The sequence below is a fragment of the Burkholderia sp. HI2714 genome (assembly GCF_002223085.1).
GTDB classification, from domain to species: domain Bacteria; phylum Pseudomonadota; class Gammaproteobacteria; order Burkholderiales; family Burkholderiaceae; genus Burkholderia; species Burkholderia lata_D.
In genome coordinates this window covers 116,110-137,357 of the sequence record NZ_NKFM01000015.1, presented here as the reverse complement: position 1 = coordinate 137,357, position 21,248 = coordinate 116,110, and the positions used below count along the sequence as shown (strand labels likewise).

Sequence of the window (21,248 nt, the reverse complement as noted above, 5' to 3'; positions counted from 1 at the left end):
TTCGTGGCGGCACCGGCGCGGACCGCGCCGGACGTTGCCCGGTCAGTCCTTCTTGCCGGCCTCGCGGTCGAGTTCGCGCAGCCACGCGAGCTTGTCGGCGATCTTCGATTCGAGCCCGCGCGGCACCGGCTTGTACCAGCGCGGCTCGCGCATCCCGTCCGGCAGGTACGTCTCGCCGGCCGCATACGCATTCGGCTCGTCGTGCGCGTAACGGTACGCATGACCGTAGCCGAGTTCCTTCATCAGCTTGGTCGGCGCGTTGCGCAGATGCACGGGCACCTCGCGCGACTTGTCCTGCTTCACGAACGCCATCGCCTGGTTGAACGCATTGTAGCCCGCGTTGCTCTTCGCCGCACACGCGAGATAGATCACCGCCTGCCCGAGCGCGAGTTCGCCTTCCGGCGAGCCGAGCCGCTCGTAGGTTTCGGCCGCGTCGTTCGCCATCTGCAGCGCGCGCGGATCGGCGAGGCCGATGTCTTCCCACGCCATCCGCACGATCCGCCGTGCGAGATACTTCGGATCCGCGCCGCCGTCGATCATCCGGCAGAACCAGTACAACGCGCCGTCCGGGCTCGAGCCGCGCACCGACTTGTGCAGCGCCGAGATCTGGTCGTAGAAGTTGTCGCCGCCCTTGTCGAAGCGACGCGCGTTCAGCGTCATCGCGCTGCTGACGAATTCGGCATCGATCGTCGCGGTGCCGGCCGACGCGGCCGCCGTCTGCGCCTGCTCGAGCAGGTTCAGGAAGCGCCGCGCGTCGCCGTCCGCATAGCCGACCAGCGTATCGATCGCCTTGTCGTCGAACGACAGGCCGTCGAGCGCGATTTCCTGCGCGCGCTTCAGCAACTGGCGCATCTCGTCGTCGTCCAGCGACTTCAGCACGTACACCTGCGCACGCGACAGCAACGCCGAGTTGACCTCGAAGCTCGGGTTCTCGGTGGTCGCGCCGATGAAGGTCACAAGCCCCGACTCGACGAACGGCAGCAACGCGTCCTGCTGCCCCTTGTTGAAGCGGTGGATCTCGTCGACGAACAGGATCGTGTGGCGGCCGGTGCGGTTCAGCGTGTCCTTCGCCTGCTCCATCGACTCGCGGATGTCCTTCACGCCACCGAGCACCGCGGACAGCGCAATGAACTCGCAGTCGAACGCGAGCGCGGTAAGCCGTGCGAGCGTCGTCTTGCCGACGCCGGGCGGCCCCCACAGGATCATCGAATGCGGCTTGCCCGATTCGAACGCGAGCCGCAGCGGCTTGCCTTCGCCCAGCAAATGCGTCTGGCCGATCACCTCGGCGAGCGTCTTCGGCCGCAGCGCCTCGGCGAGCGGGCGGCGCGGCTCGACTTGAAACAGGTCGGACATGAACCCTCGCTCCACATCAAACAATGGCGGCCGAACCGGCCGCCGGACCCGACATTATGACAGCCGCGAGAAAGCACCGCCGCGCCCGGTGCCCGGTGCCCGGTGCCCGGTGCCCGGTGCCCGGTGCCCGGTGCCCGCGCCCGGTGCCCGCGCCCAGAAACAACAAGGGCCTGCCGTCGCCGGCAGGCCCGTCGGTGAAACAGCAGCGCGCGGCGCCGGTCAGCCGGTAATCACGTCGGCGCCCTTCGGCACGACGAACTTGAACGTATCGCCCTTCAGCGGCGGATTCGTCTGGATGTTCGTAAACGTCAGCAGCGTGACATTGCCGAACACGTCGTGCAGCTCCATCGCGGCGAGCGTGCCGTTCTTGAAGCCGATGCCGATCCGCTGGAACTGCGTGTCCTGCGCCTTCGGCAACATTTCGAGCCACTCGATGCCGCCCTTCTCGCCGGCATCGCGCAGCGTGTAATTCTTTTCGAGATCGTTGCTGCCGAACAGGATCGCGGCCGGGCTCGCGCCCAGCGCGCCGTTCAGCTTGCGCTCGGTGACCTGGTTCAGGTCGCGGTCGTACACGTAGAGCTTCTCGCCGTCGGCCTGCAGCACCTGCTGGTACGGCTTCTGGTACGTCCAGATGAACTTGCCGGGGCGCGCGAACACGAACGTGCCGCTCGAATTGTCGGTGGGCTTCGGCGCGGCCTGCGCGGCGCTCGCGCCCTTCGCCGGGGCCTTGACGATCTGCTGCGTGAAGTCGCCCTTCGCCGAACGCACCTGCGACACGAACGCCTTCAGTTGCTCGGTGCCGCCCGCGAACGCGTGCGTCGCCGCGAGCATCAGCGAGGCGCCGGCGAGCGCCGCGCCGAGCCAGCGCCGCGTCGAACGAAGGGACATTGCGAACGAATGTTGCTGCATATTGCGGTTTTCTCCCTGGGTGGCCGGCGCTGCGAGCGCCGCGGACTCATTCCGCGTCGCGCGCCGGCACAAGAATTTCGCGGTTGCCGCTCGACGACATCGCCGACACGAGCCCCGACTGCTCCATCTGCTCGAGCAGCCGCGCCGCGCGGTTGTAGCCGATCCGCAGGTGGCGCTGCACGAGCGAGATCGACGCGCGGCGGTTCTTGATGACGATCTCGACCGCCTGGTCGTACAGCGGATCAGACTCGCCGCCGCCTTCACCGGTTCCCGCGCCGGCCGAGCCCTCGTCGCCGTCGGCGGTGCCGCCTTCAAGCAGGCCCTCGACGTAGTTCGGCTCGCCCTGCTCCTTGAGCTTCTCGACGACGCGATGCACTTCGTCATCCGCGACGAACGCGCCGTGCACGCGCACGGGCAGCCCCGAGCCGGGCGGCAGGTACAGCATGTCGCCCATGCCGAGCAGCGATTCGGCGCCCATCTGGTCGAGAATCGTGCGCGAGTCGATCTTCGACGACACCTGGAACGCGATCCGCGTCGGCACGTTCGCCTTGATCAGGCCCGTGATCACGTCGACCGACGGACGCTGCGTCGCGAGGATCAGGTGGATGCCGGCCGCGCGCGCCTTCTGCGCGATCCGTGCAATCAGTTCCTCGACCTTCTTGCCGACGACCATCATCAGGTCGGCCAGTTCGTCGATCACCACGACGATGTTCGGCAGGCGGCCGAGCGGCTCCGGATCTTCCGGCGTCAGGCTGAACGGATTCGGCAGCTTCTCCTCGCGCTTCGCGGCCTCGTCGATCTTGTTGTTGTAGCCCGCCAGGTTGCGCACGCCGAGCTTGCTCATCAGCTTGTAGCGGCGCTCCATCTCCGCGACCGTCCAGTTCAGCGCGTGGCCGGCCTGGCGCATGTCGGTGACGACCGGGCACAGCAAGTGCGGAATGCCTTCGTAGACGCTCATTTCGAGCATCTTCGGATCGATCAGGATCAGGCGCACCTGGTCAGCCGTCGCCTTGTACAGCAGCGACAGGATCATCGCGTTGATCCCGACCGACTTGCCCGAGCCGGTCGTGCCGGCTACCAGCAGGTGGGGCATCTTCGCGAGATCCGCGCACACCGGCTTGCCGCCGATGTCCTTGCCGAGACTCAGCGTCAGCGCCGACGACGCGGCCGCGTACACCTCGGAACCGATGATCTCGGACAGGTGCACCGTCTGGCGGCGCTGGTTCGGCAGCTCGAGCGCCATGTAGTTCTTGCCGGGAATCGTCTCGACGACGCGGATCGACACGAGCGACAGCGAACGCGCGAGATCCTTCGCGAGGTTGACGATCTGGCTGCCCTTCACGCCGGTGGCCGGCTCGATCTCGTAGCGCGTGACGACCGGGCCCGGATACGCGGCGACGACGCTCGCCTCGACGCCGAAGTCCTTCAGCTTCTTCTCGATCAGCCGCGACGTGAATTCGAGCGTGTCGGCGGAAATCGCTTCCTGCGTCTTCGGCGCCGGATCGAGCAGCGATACCGCCGGCAGCGTCGAATCGCCCGGCAGGTCGGTGAACAGCGGCACCTGGCGCTCGCGCTCGACGCGCTCGGACTTCGCCGGCGTGACGACCGGCGGCACGATCGTCACGGGCTCGTGATCCTCGATGCGCACCCGCTCCTCTTCGACCTTGCCTTCGCGGCGCACGGCCGCGGCCTCGCCGAGCTTGCGGTCGCGCTCGGCCTCGCGGCGCAGCTTCGCGACGTTGACGGCGGACAGGATGGCGCCGCCGACACGCTCGGCGACGGACAGCCACGAGAAACGGAAATACAGCGACAGGCCGATCGCGAGCGCGATCAGCAGCAGCAGCGTGCCGCCCGTGAAGCCGAACGCATGCGACATCGCGCCCGCGACCGCCTCGCCGACGACGCCGCCCGGCGCGCGCGGCAACTGCACCTTCAGCGACCACATGCGCAGCGCCTCGATGCCGTCGCACGCCAGCACGACGAGCACGAACGCCAGGATTTCGGTGAGCCAGCCGATCGGCCGCTCGGGTTCGTCCGAGACCGCCTCGTGGCGCGTGATGCGGCGATAGTTGACGGCGATGCGCCGCGCGAGCGGCACGATCAGCCAGTAGGCCGACAGGCCGAACAGCAGCAGGATGATGTCGGCCGTCCAGGCGCCGACGCGGCCGGCCCAGTTCGAGATGTGGTCCACCTGGGCGGCGTGCGTCCAGCTCGGATCGCGCCGGCTGTAGCTCAGCAGGGCCATCACCAGAAAGGCGCAGAGCGCGACCTGGAGAATCCAGCGGATCTCCGTGAGGAGCTTCGACATCCGGTGCGGCAACGCCTGTGCCTGGGCGGAATAAGGAGCTTTTGCCATGAATCCGTATAAAGAGGACGGGCCGTGCGCCCGCCTGTCGTTCGATCCCGCTTATTGTAAACGCTGCACCGGGCCGCCAAGTGTAAATGACGGTTACATAACAGGGCCGGGGTCCGGACGGCCCCGCGGACGCGCTTCGCAGCGGCCCTTTCGCCCTGGTCCGGCCGGCCCCGTCGGGCACCGCCGCTACGCTCCCCAGAACCGGCGCCAGGCCCCGCCACACACGTGCGCCAGGTGCCCCGCCCATCCCGCGTGTGCGGCCGTTGCGCTGCCCGACACTATCGCCCCGATTGAAACTCTCGTTCGGCAACGCAGCAACGGGGCCTTTATAATGCGCGTCTGATACCCATCTATGACGGCATCCCGGTCAACCTGGATCGTACGGCGAGCCCTACCCCGCCCGCCGCGGCCGCCTTTTACGGATTCGCACATGTCCACGCCCAAACACGCCAAAGTCCTGATTCTCGGTTCCGGCCCCGCCGGCTACACGGCTGCCGTCTACGCGGCACGCGCCAACCTGTCCCCGGTGCTGATCACCGGCATCGCGCAGGGCGGCCAGCTGATGACCACGACCGATGTCGAAAACTGGCCGGCAGACGCGAAAGGCGTGCAGGGTCCGGAGCTGATGGCGCGCTTCCTCGAGCACGCCGAGCGCTTCAACACCGAAATCGTGTTCGACCACATCCACACCGCGAAGCTGCACGAGCAGCCGATCCGCCTGATCGGCGACTCGGGCGAATACACGTGCGACTCGCTGATCATCGCGACCGGCGCATCGGCGCAGTATCTCGGCCTGCCGTCCGAAGAAGCGTTCATGGGCAAGGGCGTGTCGGCCTGCGCGACCTGCGACGGCTTCTTCTATCGCAACCAGGAAGTCGCGGTGATCGGCGGCGGCAACACGGCCGTCGAGGAAGCGCTCTACCTGACGGGCATCGCGAAGAAGGTCACGGTGATTCACCGCCGCGACAAGTTCCGCGCCGAGCCGATCCTGATCGACCGCCTGCTGGAGAAGGAAAAGGAAGGCGTCGTCGATATCAAGTGGGATCACGTGCTCGACGAAGTGACGGGCGAGCAGTCGGGCGTCACGGGCCTGCGCATCAAGAACGTGAAGACCGGCGCGACGCAGGATCTCAACGTGCAAGGCGTGTTCGTCGCGATCGGCCACAAGCCGAACACCGACCTGTTCCAGGGCCAGCTCGAGATGAAGGACGGCTACATCCTGACGAAGAGCGGCCTGCACGGCAACGCGACGTCGACCAGCGTGCCGGGCGTGTTCGCGGCCGGCGACGTGCAGGACAACGTGTACCGCCAGGCGATCACGAGCGCCGGCACGGGCTGCATGGCCGCGCTCGACGCGCAGCGCTACCTCGAAAGCCTGCACGACAAGAAGTAAGCGTCAAGCGTTCGGCCGCCGGGCGCTACAATGGCGTCCGCTGCCGCGAAGCGGGCTTGACCGGAAAGCCGCTGCCGCCGAGCAGCGGCTTTTTTTTGCCCGCGCGCCCGAACGCGCCTGCCCTGCGTACCGAATCATGGCGAAGAACCAGCCCCATCCGAGCGATCCCGCGAAGCGGCAGATCGCCGCCCGTCCCGCGAACCCCGCGCCCGTTGCGCCGGCGCCCGCACCCGATCCCGCCGCGTTGCGCGGCCAGGGGCTCGCGGGCCTCGGCGCGCTGCGCAAGTCGCTGCAAGGCGAAGCCGATCGTCGCGAACGCGAGCGCGTCGAAACGGCCAAGGCCGAGCGCAAGGCGGAAGCCGACGCGAACCTGTTCCGCAACGAGATCGGCGCGATCCGTCCGCTGAACGCGCCGCCGCGCGCGGCGGCCGGGCGCACACCGCCCGACCCGGTGCCGAAGCAGACGCAGCGCGACGAGGAAGCCGTGCTGAACGCGACGTTGTCCGACGAATTCGATCCCGAGACATTGCTCGACAGCGACGACTCGCTGTACTACCACCGCCCCGGCATCAGCCGCGACGTCGTGCGCAAGCTGCGCAGCGGCGCGTGGATCGTGCAGGCGCAGATCGACCTGCACGGGATGCGGCGCGACGAGGCGCGCGACGCGCTCGCCGAGTTCATCCGCGAAGCCGGCAAAAAGGGGCTGCGCTGCCTGCGCGTGATCCACGGCAAAGGGCTCGGCTCGATCGGCAAGGAACCCGTGCTGAAAGGCAAGGTGCGCGCGTGGCTCGTGCAGAAGGAAGAAGTGATCGCGTTCTGCGAGGCGCGCGGCAACGACGGCGGCGCGGGCGCGGTGCTGGTGCTGCTGCAGCCGTTCGCGGCACCCGGCGACCGGGGGCCGCGTGCCGCATCCTAGGCTGACGCTCGCGATCGCGGTACTGGAGGCGATCGCCACGCTGGCCTTTGCGATCTCGGGCTTCATCGAGGCGCGCAAGAACCGCCTCGACTCGGTCGGCACGTTCGTCGTCGCGCTCGCCACCGCGTTCGGCGGCGGCACGCTGCGCGACATCCTGCTCGAGCGCCGGCCGTTCTACTGGGTCGTGCACGACGACTACGTGATCGCGATCTTCGTGCTCGCGCTGTTCGCGCCGTTCGTGCTGCGGATGTTGTCGCGGCTGTCGGCCGAGCGATTGCTGCTCGTCGCCGATGCGATCGGGCTCGGGATCTTCAGCATCTCGGGCACGGCGATCGCGCTCGATGCCGAGATGCCGCGCTTCATCGCGGTGATGATGGGCGTGATCACGGGCGTGGTCGGCGGGATCATCCGCGACGTGCTGTGCAACGACATCCCGCTGATCCTGCGCGATTCGCGGCCGTATGCGACCTGCGCGTTCGTCGGCTGCTGGTTCTACCTGCTGCTCGTGTGGCTGCAGTTCGACTCGGTGTACAGCGTGCTGCTCGCGACCGGCTTCATCCTCGTCGCGCGGCTGGCGACGTTCAAGTTCGACGTAAGGCTGCCGCACTGAGCGCCGCTGCGGCATCAACCGCCGCGCCAGAACAAAAGGGCCGTCCGAAGACGGCCCTTTTTTCTTCGTTCAGCGCTCGCGCGACGTTACGCGATCCGCTCTTCCGACGCCGGATCGAACAGCACCGCCTTCGACACGTCGAACAGCAGCGACAGCGTCTGGTCGGGCTGCGGGTTCGCGGCCGGATGCACGCGGCTCACGATGCGCTTGCCGTTCACCTGCGCGAACACGTGCGTGTCCGGCCCGGTCGGCTCGGTCACGTCGACGCGCACGTCGAACGGTTGCAGATGCGACGCGTCGCCGTTGTGCGCGTGGCGCACGTCGGTGATGCGCTCCGGACGCAGGCCGAGGATCACCTCGCGGCCGACGTGCGACTTCAGCTTCGCCGCATCGAACGGCAGGTTCAGCGCGCCGCGCTTGACGCCCGTGTCGACTTCGAGCGCGATCCCGCTGCCCTGCTCGACCAGCTTGCCGTTGATGAAGTTCATCGGCGGCGCGCCGATGAAGCCCGCGACGAACAGGTTCGACGGCGAATCGTAGATCTCCTGCGGCGCGCCGAACTGCTGGACCACGCCGTCCTTCATCACCGCGATCCGGTCGCCGAGCGTCATCGCCTCGATCTGGTCGTGCGTCACGTAGACGATCGTCGTGCCGAGGCGCTGGTGCAGCAGCTTGATTTCCGCGCGCATCTCGATGCGCAGCTTCGCGTCGAGGTTCGACAGCGGCTCGTCGAACAGGAACAACGACGGATCGCGCGCGAGCGCCCGGCCCATCGCGACACGCTGGCGCTGGCCGCCCGACAGCTGGCCCGGCTTGCGGTCGAGCAGATGCTGGATCTGCAGCATCTGCGACACACGGTCGACGATCTGCTGCTGTTCGCTCTTCGGCACCTTGCGGATGTTCAGGCCGAACGAGATGTTCTCGCGCACCGTCATCGACGGATACAGCGCGTACGACTGGAACACCATCGCGATGTCGCGATCCTTCGGCGACAGGTCGTTGACGACCTTGCCGTCGATGCAGATCTCGCCGCTCGTCACGGTCTCGAGCCCGGCGATCATGTTGAGCAGCGTCGATTTCCCGCAGCCCGAGCCGCCGACCAGGATCAGGAACTGTCCGTCCTCGATCTCGATGTCGACACCCTTCAGGACCGGCACCCCGTTCGGGTAGGTCTTGTACACGTCACGGATGGAAAGGCTTGCCATGCTGTGAATCCTCTGTCTCGTCTCGCGCGGCGCACTCCGGCGCCGCGTCGGGTTCGTTTCGATGCGCCGCGCGCGAGGCGCGGCCGGTTCGTCGTATCGGATGAAGCCGCGCTTACCCCTTCACCGCGCCCGCCGTCAGCCCGCGCACGAAGTAGCGGCCGGCGACGATGTAGACGAGCAGCGTCGGCAGCGCGGCGATGATCGCGCCGGCCATGTCGACGTTGTATTCCTTCACGCCCGTCGACGTGTTGACGAGGTTGTTCAGCGCAACCGTGATCGGCATCGAATCGACGCCGGAGAACACGATCCCGAACAGGAAGTCGTTCCAGATCTGCGTGAATTGCCAGATCAGGCACACCATGAAGATCGGCAGCGACACGGGCAGCAGGATCTTCGTGAAGATCGTGAAGAAGCCCGCGCCGTCGATGCGCGCGGCCTTCACGAGCTCGGCCGGCACGCTCACGTAGAAGTTGCGGAAGAACATCGTCGTGAACGCGATCCCGTACACGACGTGCACGAACACGAGGCCCGGAATCGTGTTGGCGAGGCCGAGCATCCCCTGCAGGCGCGCCATCGGCAGCAGGATCACCTGGAACGGGATGAAGCAGCCGACCAGCATCATCGTGAACAGCGCGTCGGCGCCGCGAAAACGCCAGTGCGTGAGCACGTAGCCGTTGAACGCGCCGATCAGCGACGAGATCAGCACGGCCGGAATCACCATCTGCAGCGAGTTCAGGAAGAACGGCTTCATGCCGTCGCAGCGCACGCCGGTGCACGCCCCGCTCCAGGCCTTCACCCACGGGTCGACGGTCCACGTGGTGGGCGGCGTCAGCAGGTTGCCGGTGCGCAGCTGGTCGAGATCCTTGAACGACGTCGACAGCATCACGTAGATCGGAAACAGGAAATACAGCGCGAACAGGATCAGTGCCGCATAGATCACTGCCCGGCTGATCGTCATCTTAGGCTGCATTGCGGGTGCTCCTCGATTCCATATACATCAGCGGCACCAGCACCGCGACCACGGTCGCGAGCATCATCACCGAGGACGCCGCGCCGAGCCCGAGCTGGCCGCGGTTGAACGAAAACGTGTACATGAACATGGCCGGCAGCGACGACGAGGTGCCCGGGCCGCCTGCCGTCAGCGCGACGACGAGGTCGAAGGTCTTGATCGTGATGTGGCAGAGGATCAGCAGCACCGAGAAGAACACCGGGCGCATGCTCGGGATCACGATCTTGCGGTAGATGGTCGGCAGCGTCGCGCCGTCCACCTGCGCGGCCTTGAAGATCTCCGCGTCGACACCGCGCAGCCCCGCGAGGAACAGCGCCATCACGAAGCCGGTCGACTGCCACACGGCCGCGATCACCACGCAGAAGATCGCCTTGTCCGGATCGTCGAGCCAGCCGAACGAGAAGCTCGTCCAGCCCCAGTCGTGCATCACCTTCTCGAGGCCGAGGCCCGGGTTCAGGATCCACTGCCAGGCGGTACCGGTGACGATGAACGACAGCGCCATCGGGTACAGGAAGACCGCGCGCAGCGCGCCTTCGTTGCGGATCCGCTGGTCGAGCAGGATCGCGAGGAACAGCCCGAGCGCGACGCAGATCGCGATGAACGGAATCCCGAACCAGCCGAGGTTCGCGGCGGAGGTCCACCACACGTCGTTCTGGAACAGGTCCGTGTAACGGCCGAAGCCGTCGAATTCGTAGTTGGGCAACAGCCGCGAGCGGGTCAGCGACAGATAGCCGGTAATCAGGATGAAGCCGTAGATGAACACCACGGCGATCGCGACGCTCGGCGCAAGCACGAGCTTCGGGATCCAGCGATCGGCGAAGGCCGACATCGGCGACGTACGCCGTGCGGCGGCAGCGCCGGATCCGTTTCCGCTAAGAGGGGCAGCCACTTGATTCGACTCCTGGAACGAGGGCGACGCAGGCCGGGCCGGCGCCGGGTACGACACGGGCTCGCGGGCGGGCCCGTTTGCTGCACATGCAAAAACGCCCGGCCGATGAAGCGTGTCCGGCCGGGCGCCTGGCGCGCGTTACTTGACCTTCGCGGCCTTCGCGAGCGCGGCGACCGCGCTCTTCGAATCCTGCTGCGAGTTCATGAACTTCGTCACGACGTCCGTGATCGCGCCGGCGGTCGCGTCGCTTTGCGCCATGCCGTGCGCGAGCGACGGCACGAAGCCGCCCGACTTGATCGCGGTCTGCTCGTCGGCATACGACTTCTTCGCGCAGTCGTCGAACTTGTCCATCTTCACGCCGAGACGCACCGGCACCGAGCCCTTCAGCAGGCTGAACTGCTCCTGGAAGTCCGGCGTCATGATCGTCTTCGCGAGCGCGAGTTGGCCCGGCGTCGCGTTCTTCTCGCCCTTCTGCTGGAAGAACACGAACGAGTCGACGTTGAACGTGTACGAATTCGCGGTGCCCGGCACCGGCGCGCAGACGTAGTCCTTGCCCGCCTTCTTGCCGGCGTTCTCGAACTCGCCCTTCGCCCAGTCGCCCATGAACTGCATGCCGGCCTTGCCGTTGATCACCATCGCGGTCGCGAGGTTCCAGTCGCGGCCGTTACGGCCGGTGTCGAAGTAGCCCTGGATCTTGCGCACCGTGTCGAACACGGACAGCATCTGCGGCGACGTCAGCGTCGCCTGGTCGAGGTCGACCAGCGCCTTCTTGTAGAACGCCGGGCCCTGCGACAGCACGACGTCTTCCCACAGCGTCAGGTCCTGCCACGGCTGGCCGCCCATCGCGACCGGCTGGATGCCCGCGGCCTTCAGCTTGTCGGCCACCGCGAAGAATTCAGGCCAGGTGGTCGGCACCTTCGCGCCGACCTTGTCGAGCGCGGCCTTGTTGATGTACAGCCAGTTCACGCGGTGCACCGAGAACGGCGCCGCGACGGTGTGGCCCTTGTACTTGATGATCTTGTCGATTTCCGGCGGCAGGTTCTGCTTCCAGTCGCCGGCAGCGGAATCGATGTTGACGAGCACGCCCTGGTCGGCCCAGTCCTGGATCAGCGGGCCCTTGATCTGCGCGGCCGACGGTGAGTCGCCACTGATCACCTTGGTCTTCAGCGCGGTCATGGCCGCGGCGCCGGCGCCGCCCGCGACCGCGAAGTCCTTCCACACGTAGCCCTGCTTCTGCACGTCGTCCTTCAGCACGCCGACGGCCTTCGACTCGCCACCCGAGGTCCACCAGTGCAGCACCGTCACATTCTCGGCTGCCTGCGCCGCCACGGCACCAGCCATCAGACCTGCGGCGCAGAGCGCACCCATGATCGAGCGAACTTTCATTACTTATCTCCTCCAGACTGAATCAACTCGTGAGGTTCCCCGACGGGGAACCGGCTTCTTGATAACGACGGGGAAATCGAGCCGCGGGACGCATGCAGCGTACGGGGCCGATGACCGGCCGGGCTCTTACAGAAAGCGTGAATCGAGATTCAACGGCGTGTCTCCTCTTTGTGTTTCTGGCCCGCCGCAATGATGCGGCGCGAGCCCGGGGCCGACGTCGCGCTGACGATGCGCGCCGTCAATGTCCGATAACATTCGGCACAAGGCGTTCCCGAAGGCGAAGCTCGCGCAGTTCATCGACCGCACTTCTTTTTTTCTTCACCCAGGTGCTACCCCTTGCGGCGGATTGTAGTTAAACTACAATTCAGTGTCAAAAATATTTTTATCGCACTACGGATCGCTTTACGGCCCGCTTCCCAGCCCCCCAACCCGGCGGAGACACATGCATACCGATTCCAGCTTTACCTTCGTACTTTTCGGCGGCACCGGCGATCTGTCGATGCGCAAGATCCTGCCCGCGCTGTTCGAGGCGCACCGTGCGAACATGCTGGCGGAGAGCGGCCGGATCGTCGCCGTGGCGCGTCATGAATCGGATCGGGCGTCCTATCTCGAATGGGTCGACACGCACGTGAAGCCGCACGCGGCCAAGGCCGCCGGCAAGGCGTTCGACGAAGCTGCATGGAAGTCCTTCCTCGAGCGCATCGAGTACGTGCACCTCGATCTCGGCCGCGCGGAAGACTACGGCGTGCTGCGCGACGCGGTGGCATCGCTGCCCGGTATCCGCGTGTTCTATCTGGCGACGGGCCCGTCGCTGTTCGTGCCGATCTGCAAGGCGCTCGCGTCGGTCGGCCTGAGCGAAGGCTCGCGCATCGTGCTCGAAAAGCCGCTCGGCTACGACCTGAAGTCGTCGAACGCGATCAACGACGCGGTCGGCGAGATCTTCGCGGAAGGCCAGATCTATCGGATCGACCACTACCTCGGCAAGGAGCCGGTACAGAACCTGCTCGCGCTGCGCTTCGGCAATGCGCTGTTCGAGCCGCTGTGGCGCCGCGAATGGGTCGAGAGCATCCAGATCACGATCGCCGAGGAGCTCGGCGTCGAGGCACGCGGCGATTTCTATGACAATACGGGCGCGTTGCGCGACATGGTGCAGAACCACCTGCTGCAGTTGCTGTCGATCGTCGCGATGGAGCCGCCGCATTCGATGGATTCGGATTCGGTGCGCGACGAGAAGCTGCGCGTGCTGCGCGCGCTGAAGCCGGTCGATCCGCGCGACATCGGCAAGGTGGCCGTGCGCGGCCAGTATCATGCGGGCGTGATCAAGGGCATGCAGGTGCCGGCCTACGCGACCGAGCCGGGCGTGAAGCCCGACAGCCAGACCGAAACCTTCGTCGCGCTGAAGGTCGAGATCGAGAACTGGCGCTGGGCCGGCGTGCCGTTCTTCCTGCGCACCGGCAAGCGGCTTGCCGATCGCGTCGCGGAGATCGTCGTCAATTTCCGCCCGGTGCCGCATTCGGCGCTCGGGCCCACCGCACTGCGTCCCGGCTCGAACCGCCTCGTGATCCGGCTGCAGCCGAACGAGACGATCCGCCTGTACTGCCTCGCGAAGCAACCGGGCGAAGGGATGAACCTCGCGAGCGTGCACCTCGACCTCGCGTTCGACCAGTTCTTCAAGGAAGGGCAGATGGAGGCGTACCAGCGCCTGCTGCTCGACGTGATCAACGGCCGTCTCGCCCTCTTCGTGCGCCGCGACGAACAGGAAGCCGCCTGGCGCTGGGTCGAGCCTATCCTGAACGAATGGGCGCGCACGCTGAAGCCGCCGAAGCCGTATGCGGCGGGCACGTGGGGGCCGGCCGCGGCGAGCGCGATGCTCGCGCAGCACGACACCTGCTGGCTCGAAGAAGAGAACTGATGCAAACCGTTGCCGCGCACGCCACCGTACGCGGCAACGTGCCCCACGATTCGTACGATTTGAACAGACAAAGCAGTCCGGAGGAGATGTGATCGAGATTCACGCTTTCGACACCCAGGAAGCGCAAAGCGAAGCGCTCGCGCGCGCCGTCGGCGATGCGCTGCGCGCCGCGCTCGCCGGCCCCGCGCGCCCGACGCTCGCGGTGTCCGGCGGCACGAGCCCGCGCCCGTTCCTGCAAACGCTGTCGCACGCGGCGGCGCTCGACTGGGCCGGCGTCGACGTGACGCTGGTCGACGACCGCTGGGTACCGGAGGACGATGCAGCCAGCAACGCGCACCTCGTGCGCGACACGCTGCTGCAGCATGCAGCCGCCCCTGCCCGCTTCCTGCCGCTCGTCGACACGCGCACCGCGCTCGACGCGCACGTCGCCGCGCTGAACGCGAACGCCGACTACCGCGTGCCGAGCGTCGCGGTGCTCGGCATGGGCGAGGACGGCCATACCGCGTCGATCTTCGCCGATGCGCCCGAATGGGATCACGCGATCACGACGCCCGAGCGTTTCGTCGCCGTCCATCCCGGCGCCGCGCCGCATGCGCGCGTGAGCTTCTCGCTCGATGCGCTCAAGCGCGTCGACCGGCTGTTCCTGCTGATCGCGGGCGAACGCAAACGCGCGGTGCTCGACGCCGCGGCCGCATCGCTGCAGAAGAACGCGATTTCCCAACTGGCCAACGACAAGGGGACCCAGCTCGATGTCTACTGGTGCGCAAAGTAAGGCGGTCGTCGCGGGTCAGCATGCCGACGGCCCGCGCCTGCTCGCGGACGTCGGCGGCACCAACGCGCGCTTCGCGCTGGAAACCGGCCCGGGCGAGATCACGCAGATTCGCGTCTATCCCGGCGCCGACTATCCGACGATCACCGACGCGATCCGCAAGTATCTGAAGGATGTGAAGATCAGCCGCGTGAACCACGCGGCGATCGCGATCGCGAACCCGGTCGACGGCGACCAGGTCACGATGACCAACCACGACTGGAGCTTCTCGATCGAGGCGACGCGCCGCGCGCTCGGCTTCGACACGCTGCTCGTCGTCAACGACTTCACCGCGCTCGCGATGGCGCTGCCGGGGCTGACCGATGCGCAACGCGTGCAGGTCGGCGGCGGCGCGCGCCGCCAGAACAGCGTGATCGGGCTGCTCGGGCCCGGCACGGGGCTCGGCGTGTCGGGGCTGATTCCGGCCGACGACCGCTGGATCGCGCTCGGCAGCGAAGGCGGTCACGCGTCGTTCGCGCCGCAGGACGAGCGCGAGGATCTGGTGCTGCAGTACGCGCGCAAGAAGTTTCCGCACGTGTCGTTCGAACGCGTGTGCGCGGGCCCCGGCATGGAGATCATCTATCGCGCGCTCGCCGCGCGCGACAAGAAGCGCGTGGCCGCGACCGTCGACACGGTCGAGATCGTCGAGCGCGCCCATGCGGGCGACGCACTCGCGCTCGAGACGGTCGAATGCTTCTGCGGGATTCTCGGCGCGTTCGCGGGCAGCGTCGCGCTGACGCTCGGCGCGCTCGGCGGCGTGTACATCGGCGGCGGCGTCGCGCTGAAGCTCGGCGAACTGTTCACGCGCTCGTCGTTCCGCGCGCGCTTCGAGGCGAAGGGCCGCTTCACGCACTACCTCGAGAACGTCCCGACCTACCTGATCACCGCCGAATACCCGGCGTTCCTCGGCGTATCGGCGATCCTCGCGGAGCAGCTGTCGAACCGCTCGGGTGGTGCATCGTCGGCCGTGTTCGAGCGGATCCGCCAGATGCGTGACGCACTGACGCCGGCCGAGCGCCGCGTCGCCGATCTCGCGCTGAACCATCCGCGCTCGATCATCAACGATCCGATCGTCGACATCGCGCGCAAGGCCGACGTGAGCCAGCCGACGGTGATCCGCTTCTGCCGCTCGCTCGGCTGCCAGGGGCTGTCCGACTTCAAGCTGAAGCTCGCCACCGGCCTCACCGGTACGATCCCGATGAGCCACAGCCAGGTGCATCTCGGCGACACGGCCACCGACTTCGGCGCGAAGGTGCTCGACAACACGGTGTCCGCGATCCTGCAGTTGCGCGAGCACCTGAATTTCGAGCACGTCGAGAACGCGATCGAGATCCTGAACGGCGCGCGGCGCATCGAGTTCTACGGGCTCGGCAACTCGAACATCGTCGCGCAGGACGCGCATTACAAGTTCTTCCGCTTCGGGATCCCGACGATCGCGTACGGCGACCTGTACATGCAGGCCGCATCGGCCGCGCTGCTCGGCAAGGGTGACGTGATCGTCGCGGTATCGAAGTCGGGGCGCGCGCCCGAGCTGCTGCGCGTGCTCGACGTCGCGATGCAGGCCGGCGCGAAGGTGATCGCGATCACGTCGAGCAACACGCCGCTCGCGAAGCGCGCGACCGTCGCGCTCGAAACCGACCACATCGAGATGCGCGAGTCGCAACTGTCGATGATCTCGCGGATCCTGCATTTGCTGATGATCGACATCCTCGCGGTCGGCGTCGCGATCCGCCGTGCGTCGACGAACGGCGAACTGCCCGAGGCCGTCGCCCAGGCGAGGGCGCGCGCGAGCGACGACGAAACGGCCGACGTGCTCGACTGGCTGAGCCACGGTGCGTCGCCGGCGGCGAAGGACGTCGCACGGGACTGACGCGGCGCGGCGGCAGCCGCTTCCCGCGTTCGAAACAAAAACGCCACCGGCGCAGCGCGCGCGGTGGCGTTTTTCATGCTGCCGTCAGGCCGCGATTCAGGCGCCCGCCTTGACGGGCCGCCCGTGCCAGCGCAGCACGAGGCAGCGGCCGGCGAAACACAGCACGCCCGACACGCCGATCGTCACGCCCATCGCGAACGGCGTGCCGTCCGCGAGTGCGCCGATCGCGACGCTCGCGAGCGCACCGAGCGCCAGCTGCATCGCGCCAAACACGGCCGCCGACGCGCCCGCGTTGTGCGGATAGCGATGCATGAGGTCGGTCGTGCAGTTCGCGGACAGGATCCCGACCACGCCGACGACGAAGAACAGGCACACGACGATCGACCACAGCCCGCCCCACCCCGTCAGCGCGACGAGCGCGACCGCGAGCGACGCGATGCAGCTCACGAGCGACGCGGCCGCGATGATGCGCAATGAGCCGAGGCGGCCGACGAGCCGCGTGTTCGCGAAGTTGCCGATCATGATGCCGACCACGTTCAGGCCGAACAGCAGCCCGTAGTGCTGCGGCGACACGTGGAAATACTCGATGTACACGAACGGCGTGGCGGTGATGTACGAGAACATCGACGCGAACGCCATCCCGCCGCACAGCATGTGCCCCCAGGCGACGGGATCGGACAGGATGCGCCCGTACGACGCGAACGACGCGAGCACGGCCGCGCTCTTGCGCCGCTCCTTCGGCCAGGTTTCGGGCACGCGCAGGTACGCGGTCGCCGCGCATACCGCGCCGAATACGGCCAGCACGACGAACACCCCGCGCCAACCGGAGAAGCGCAGGATCTGCCCGCCGATCAGCGGCGCGAGCAACGGCCCGACCGCGGTGACGATCGCCACCATCGACAGCACCTTCGCCGCGTCGGTCGGCTCGTGCGCGTCGCGCGCGATCGCACGCGACAGCACCGACGCCGCGCCGGCGCCGAGCGCCTGCAGGAAGCGCACGAGGATCAGCATGTCGATCGACGTCGACACGAAGCAGCCGATGCTCGCGAGCGTGAACAGCGCGATGCCGCCGAGCAGCACGGGGCGTCGGCCCCACGTGTCGGACAGCGGGCCGTACAGCAGCATGCCGATCGAGAAGCCGGCCATGAAGCTCGTCAGCGTGCGCTGCGCGGCGCCGGGGCTGACGGAGAAGCCGGCGGCGATCGACGGCAGGCTCGGCAGGTACATGTCGGTAGCGATCGGCCCGCAGGCGGCGAGCGCGCCGAGCAACAGGATCAGCCGGGCGTCGGGCCGGCGTCGGATGACGTGAGACATGGGTATCCGGAATGGAGCCCGCGCGCATCGGGGCGCACGTGGCGGTGAAGACGGGAGGCCGCGCCGCGAACGGTGCGCCCAGGCCCATGATTGTACGCGCAACTTTTTTACGTGCTGGCGGTGTAAGTGTGCAGCGGGCCGAAAAGTACCGCCGTGGCGCCCGCCACGCGGGATCGCACGCGGGAATTCGATTAAGCTTGCAGCGCCTCACCTCTCTTGTCTGACCAATTCGACGCCCGACCGAACCGATGACCGCTTTCCTGTTGATCTGGAGCCCCAAGAAATGGCCGTGGCCCGAACTGCCCGACGTCGCCGCGCGCGTGAAGGCCGGCGAGGCCGTGCATGACGTGTGGGGCTGCGGCTTCGCGCGCGGCATCCTGCCGGGCGACCGCGTGTTCCTGCATCGCGTCGCGAAAGAGCCCAAGGGCCTGTTCGGCTCCGGCTACGTGACGCGCGCGCCGTACGAGGTGCCCGATCCGTCGACGAAGCGCGGCTACCGGCTGTGCATCGACTTCGTGTACGACTGGCTGGTCGACGCGCACCAGGACGTCGTGATCCCGCGCGACGCGCTTCGCGTCCATCCGTACTCGGTGCAGACCTGGGATGCGCAGAGCTCCGGCACGGTGATCAAGCCGATGGTCGAAGGCCCGCTCGAGAAGCGCTGGGCCGAGCTGACCGGCAAGCGCAAGCCGCCTCCGTTGCCGGACCGATAACGGGGCGGAATCACCTCCTCTTGCTTCCCGGCCCGCGCGATCCCTCGCGCGCCGATACGCCGCAGACCGCGCCGCGGGCTCGCCGCGCGCGTCTCCGGTACAATCGGACGATCGTTCCGCCCAGGCGCCGCGGCCCGTGCACAGGCCCCCGCGCCCTTCTCTCGCAGGTTTCGTCCATGTCCAACAATCAGATCCTCTTCGAACGCGCCCAGAAGACCATTCCCGGCGGCGTCAACTCGCCGGTGCGCGCATTCCGTTCGGTCGGCGGCACGCCGCGCTTCGTCGCACGCGCGCAAGGGCCGTATTTCTGGGATGCCGACGGCAAGCAGTACATCGACTACATCGGCTCGTGGGGCCCGATGATCGTCGGCCACGTCCATCCGGAAGTGCTGTCGGCCGTGCAGAACGTGCTCGCCGACGGCTTCTCGTTCGGCGCGCCGACCGAAGCCGAGATCGAGATCGCCGAGGAAATTTGCAAGCTCGTGCCGTCGATCGAACAGGTGCGGATGGTGTCGAGCGGCACCGAGGCCACGATGAGCGCGCTGCGTCTCGCGCGCGGCTTCACGGGCCGCAGCCGCATCGTCAAGTTCGAGGGCTGCTACCACGGCCACGCGGACAGCCTGCTCGTGAAGGCCGGCTCGGGCCTGCTGACGTTCGGCAACCCGACGTCGGCCGGCGTGCCCGCCGACATCGCGAAGCATACGACCGTCCTCGAATACAACAACGTCGCCGCGCTCGAAGAAGCGTTCGGCGCGTTCGGCGACGAGATCGCCGCCGTGATCGTCGAACCGGTCGCGGGCAACATGAACCTCGTGCGCGGCACGCCCGAATTCCTGAACGCGCTGCGCGCACTGTGCACGAAGCACGGCGCGGTGCTGATCTTCGACGAAGTGATGTGCGGGTTCCGCGTCGCGCTCGGCGGCGCGCAGGCTTACTACGGAATCACGGCCGACCTCACCTGCCTCGGCAAGGTGATCGGCGGCGGGATGCCGGCTGCCGCGTTCGGCGGCCGCCGCGACATCATGGCCCACCTCGCGCCGCTCGGCGGCGTCTATCAGGCCGGCACGCTGTCGGGCAACCCGATCGCGGTCGCCGCGGGCCTGAAGACGCTGCAGCTGATCCAGGCGCCCGGCTTCTACGACGCGCTCACCGCGCAGACCAAGCGTCTCGCCGACGGCCTCGCGGCCGAAGCGCGTGCGGCCGGCGTGCCGTTCGCGGCCGACTCGATCGGCGCGATGTTCGGCCTCTACTTCGCCGAACGCGTGCCGACCAGCTTCGCCGAAGTGACGAAGAGCGACACCGAGCGCTTCAACCGCTTCTTCCACCTGATGCTCGACGAAGGCGTGTACTTCGCGCCGTCGGCGTACGAGGCCGGGTTCGTGTCGAGCACGCACGACGACGCGGTGATCGACGCGACGCTCGCGGCCGCGCGCCGCGCATTCGCGGCACTCGCTGCCTGACCCGGGTCCGCGCGCATGTTCTCGGATATCGATTTCGCCCACATGCAGCGCGCGCTCGCGCTCGCCGCGCGCGGCATGTATACGACGGCACCGAACCCGCGTGTCGGCTGCGTGATCGTCAAGAACGGCGACGTGATCGGCGAAGGCTTCACGCAGCCGGCCGGCCAGGATCACGCCGAAGTGCAGGCGCTGAAGGACGCGCGTGCGCGCGGCTATGACGTCGCCGGTTCGACCGTCTATGTGACGCTCGAGCCGTGCAGCCATTTCGGCCGCACGCCGCCGTGCGCGAACGCGCTGATTGAAGCGCGCGTCGCGAAGGTCGTCGCCGCGATGGAAGACCCGAACCCGCAGGTGTCGGGGCGCGGCCTCGGCATGCTGCGCGACGCGGGCATCGACGTGCGCTGCGGGCTGCTCGCGCACGAAGCCGGCGAACTGAACATCGGCTTCGTGTCGCGAATGACGCGCGGCCGCCCGTGGGTGCGGATGAAGACCGCCGCGTCGCTCGACGGCCGCACCGCGCTGCCGTCCGGCGAAAGCCAGTGGATCACCGGCGAGGCCGCGCGCCTCGACGGGCATGCATGGCGTGCGCGCGCCTGCGCGATCCTCACCGGCATCGGCACCGTGCGTGAAGACAACCCGCTGCTGACCGTGCGCGGCATCGACACGCCGCGCCAGCCGCAGCGCATCCTGGTGGACAGCCGCCTCGACCTGCCACTCGACGCGCGGCTGCTCGAAGGCGCGCCGCTGCTGATTTTCTGCGGCCGGCTCGACGCCGCCGGCGAAGTGCGCGCGAACGTGCTGAAGTCCCGTGGCGCGGAAATCGTGCCGATCGCGAATGCGCAAGGCAAGGTCGACCTGCCCGCGATGCTGGCGGCGCTCGGCGCGCGCGGCGTCAACGAACTGCACGTCGAGGCCGGCCACAAGCTGAACGGCTCGCTGCTGCGCGAGCAGTGCGTCGACGAATTGCTCGTCTACCTCGCGCCGAGCCTGCTGGGCGCCGATGCGGCCGGCATGTTCGACCTCGCCGCGCCGGCGAACCTCGACGCGCGTACGCGGCTGTCGTTCCACGGGTTCGAGCGGGTCGGCGACGATCTGCGGATCCTCGCGCGCTTCGCGCCGTCCGACACCCCTCACTGAACGGGATC

Annotated in this window: 17 protein-coding genes; 9 read left to right on the top strand and 8 right to left on the bottom strand. The window is 67.6% G+C overall.

Annotated features, from left to right (window positions below; all coding sequences use genetic code 11):
* Window positions 1-42 precede the first annotated feature (42 nt).
* The 3 genes from CFB82_RS05135 to CFB82_RS05125 form a co-directional block, all read right to left on the bottom strand.
* Window positions 43-1,353: a replication-associated recombination protein A gene (locus CFB82_RS05135; RefSeq protein WP_069247378.1), complete on the bottom strand. Its 1,311-nt coding sequence runs from the start codon at window positions 1,351-1,353 to the stop codon at window positions 43-45.
* Window positions 1,354-1,572: 219 nt separating this feature from the next.
* Window positions 1,573-2,262 (bottom strand): outer membrane lipoprotein chaperone LolA, encoded by a 690-nt coding sequence (lolA, locus tag CFB82_RS05130; protein WP_069247377.1) that lies wholly within the window; start codon window positions 2,260-2,262, stop codon window positions 1,573-1,575.
* Window positions 2,263-2,308: 46 nt separating this feature from the next.
* Window positions 2,309-4,618: a DNA translocase FtsK gene (locus CFB82_RS05125; RefSeq protein WP_069247376.1), complete on the bottom strand. Its 2,310-nt coding sequence runs from the start codon at window positions 4,616-4,618 to the stop codon at window positions 2,309-2,311.
* A 430-nt stretch (window positions 4,619-5,048) separates the two neighbouring features.
* Here CFB82_RS05125 and trxB point away from each other — a divergent pair, with 430 nt between their 5' ends.
* From trxB to CFB82_RS05110, 3 genes are all read left to right on the top strand, one after another.
* Complete coding sequence (trxB, locus tag CFB82_RS05120; protein ID WP_069247375.1) at window positions 5,049-6,011, top strand: thioredoxin-disulfide reductase; 963 nt, start codon at window positions 5,049-5,051, stop codon at window positions 6,009-6,011.
* A 136-nt stretch (window positions 6,012-6,147) separates the two neighbouring features.
* Window positions 6,148-6,927, top strand: coding sequence for a Smr/MutS family protein (locus tag CFB82_RS05115; protein ID WP_069247374.1), 780 nt, complete (start codon window positions 6,148-6,150; stop codon window positions 6,925-6,927).
* Window positions 6,914-7,537 (top strand): trimeric intracellular cation channel family protein, encoded by a 624-nt coding sequence (locus CFB82_RS05110; RefSeq protein WP_027788121.1) that lies wholly within the window; start codon window positions 6,914-6,916, stop codon window positions 7,535-7,537. Before CFB82_RS05115 ends, CFB82_RS05110 begins: the two co-directional genes overlap by 14 nt.
* Window positions 7,538-7,623: 86 nt before the next feature.
* On the opposite strand, the gene CFB82_RS05105 is transcribed toward CFB82_RS05110, so the two are convergent.
* The 4 genes from CFB82_RS05105 to CFB82_RS05090 form a co-directional block, all read right to left on the bottom strand.
* The gene (locus CFB82_RS05105) at window positions 7,624-8,742 is read right to left on the bottom strand and encodes an ABC transporter ATP-binding protein (RefSeq protein ID WP_046545128.1); all 1,119 of its coding nucleotides are present in this window, start codon (window positions 8,740-8,742) and stop codon (window positions 7,624-7,626) included.
* A gap of 112 nt (window positions 8,743-8,854) precedes the next feature.
* The gene (locus CFB82_RS05100; protein WP_011544828.1) at window positions 8,855-9,712 is read right to left on the bottom strand and encodes a carbohydrate ABC transporter permease; all 858 of its coding nucleotides are present in this window, start codon (window positions 9,710-9,712) and stop codon (window positions 8,855-8,857) included.
* Window positions 9,702-10,640, bottom strand: a complete 939-nt coding sequence (locus CFB82_RS05095) for a carbohydrate ABC transporter permease (protein ID WP_069247371.1) — start codon at window positions 10,638-10,640, stop codon at window positions 9,702-9,704. Before CFB82_RS05095 ends, CFB82_RS05100 begins: the two co-directional genes overlap by 11 nt.
* A 138-nt stretch (window positions 10,641-10,778) precedes the next feature.
* Entirely contained in the window at window positions 10,779-12,026 is a 1,248-nt protein-coding gene (locus tag CFB82_RS05090; RefSeq protein WP_069247370.1) for an ABC transporter substrate-binding protein, read from the bottom strand.
* Window positions 12,027-12,468: 442 nt separating this feature from the next.
* Here CFB82_RS05090 and zwf point away from each other — a divergent pair, with 442 nt between their 5' ends.
* The 3 genes from zwf (at window position 12,469) to CFB82_RS05075 (ending at window position 16,616) form a co-directional block, all read left to right on the top strand.
* A complete protein-coding gene (gene zwf, locus CFB82_RS05085) occupies window positions 12,469-13,938 on the top strand; it encodes a glucose-6-phosphate dehydrogenase (protein ID WP_069247369.1) in 1,470 nt (489 codons plus the stop codon).
* Window positions 13,939-14,026: 88 nt separating this feature from the next.
* The gene (pgl, locus tag CFB82_RS05080) at window positions 14,027-14,710 is read left to right on the top strand and encodes a 6-phosphogluconolactonase (RefSeq protein ID WP_069247368.1); all 684 of its coding nucleotides are present in this window, start codon (window positions 14,027-14,029) and stop codon (window positions 14,708-14,710) included.
* A complete protein-coding gene (locus tag CFB82_RS05075) occupies window positions 14,688-16,616 on the top strand; it encodes a bifunctional transcriptional regulator/glucokinase (protein ID WP_069247367.1) in 1,929 nt (642 codons plus the stop codon). The genes pgl and CFB82_RS05075 overlap by 23 nt, the downstream gene beginning before the upstream one ends.
* A gap of 96 nt (window positions 16,617-16,712) precedes the next feature.
* Here the strand turns inward: CFB82_RS05075 and CFB82_RS05070 are convergent, their stop codons facing one another.
* Window positions 16,713-17,930: a Bcr/CflA family multidrug efflux MFS transporter gene (locus CFB82_RS05070; protein ID WP_069247366.1), complete on the bottom strand. Its 1,218-nt coding sequence runs from the start codon at window positions 17,928-17,930 to the stop codon at window positions 16,713-16,715.
* Between the two features lie 248 nt (window positions 17,931-18,178).
* On the opposite strand from CFB82_RS05070, the gene CFB82_RS05060 reads away from it, so the two are divergent.
* From CFB82_RS05060 to ribD, 3 genes are all read left to right on the top strand, one after another.
* Window positions 18,179-18,643, top strand: coding sequence for a hypothetical protein (locus tag CFB82_RS05060; RefSeq protein ID WP_069247365.1), 465 nt, complete (start codon window positions 18,179-18,181; stop codon window positions 18,641-18,643).
* A gap of 176 nt (window positions 18,644-18,819) precedes the next feature.
* Window positions 18,820-20,103, top strand: a complete 1,284-nt coding sequence (hemL, locus tag CFB82_RS05055; RefSeq protein ID WP_014897811.1) for a glutamate-1-semialdehyde 2,1-aminomutase — start codon at window positions 18,820-18,822, stop codon at window positions 20,101-20,103.
* A gap of 15 nt (window positions 20,104-20,118) precedes the next feature.
* Window positions 20,119-21,240: a bifunctional diaminohydroxyphosphoribosylaminopyrimidine deaminase/5-amino-6-(5-phosphoribosylamino)uracil reductase RibD gene (gene ribD, locus CFB82_RS05050; RefSeq protein WP_069247364.1), complete on the top strand. Its 1,122-nt coding sequence runs from the start codon at window positions 20,119-20,121 to the stop codon at window positions 21,238-21,240.
* The last annotated feature ends 8 nt before the right edge of the window (window positions 21,241-21,248 follow it).

What these genes read in the sequence shown, in the direction of transcription:
- CFB82_RS05135 (WP_069247378.1), bottom strand. Translation starts at nt 1,353, where the DNA reads ATGTCCGACCTGTTTCAAGTCGAGCCGCGCCGCCCGCTCGCCGAGGCG.
- lolA (WP_069247377.1), bottom strand. Translation starts at nt 2,262, where the DNA reads ATGCAGCAACATTCGTTCGCAATGTCCCTTCGTTCGACGCGGCGCTGG.
- CFB82_RS05125 (WP_069247376.1), bottom strand. Translation starts at nt 4,618, where the DNA reads ATGGCAAAAGCTCCTTATTCCGCCCAGGCACAGGCGTTGCCGCACCGG.
- trxB (WP_069247375.1), top strand. Translation starts at nt 5,049, where the DNA reads ATGTCCACGCCCAAACACGCCAAAGTCCTGATTCTCGGTTCCGGCCCC.
- CFB82_RS05115 (WP_069247374.1), top strand. Translation starts at nt 6,148, where the DNA reads ATGGCGAAGAACCAGCCCCATCCGAGCGATCCCGCGAAGCGGCAGATC.
- CFB82_RS05105 (WP_046545128.1), bottom strand. Translation starts at nt 8,742, where the DNA reads ATGGCAAGCCTTTCCATCCGTGACGTGTACAAGACCTACCCGAACGGG.
- CFB82_RS05100 (WP_011544828.1), bottom strand. Translation starts at nt 9,712, where the DNA reads ATGCAGCCTAAGATGACGATCAGCCGGGCAGTGATCTATGCGGCACTG.
- CFB82_RS05090 (WP_069247370.1), bottom strand. Translation starts at nt 12,026, where the DNA reads ATGAAAGTTCGCTCGATCATGGGTGCGCTCTGCGCCGCAGGTCTGATG.
- zwf (WP_069247369.1), top strand. Translation starts at nt 12,469, where the DNA reads ATGCATACCGATTCCAGCTTTACCTTCGTACTTTTCGGCGGCACCGGC.
- CFB82_RS05075 (WP_069247367.1), top strand. Translation starts at nt 14,688, where the DNA reads ATGTCTACTGGTGCGCAAAGTAAGGCGGTCGTCGCGGGTCAGCATGCC.
- CFB82_RS05070 (WP_069247366.1), bottom strand. Translation starts at nt 17,930, where the DNA reads ATGTCTCACGTCATCCGACGCCGGCCCGACGCCCGGCTGATCCTGTTG.
- CFB82_RS05060 (WP_069247365.1), top strand. Translation starts at nt 18,179, where the DNA reads ATGACCGCTTTCCTGTTGATCTGGAGCCCCAAGAAATGGCCGTGGCCC.
- hemL (WP_014897811.1), top strand. Translation starts at nt 18,820, where the DNA reads ATGTCCAACAATCAGATCCTCTTCGAACGCGCCCAGAAGACCATTCCC.
- ribD (WP_069247364.1), top strand. Translation starts at nt 20,119, where the DNA reads ATGTTCTCGGATATCGATTTCGCCCACATGCAGCGCGCGCTCGCGCTC.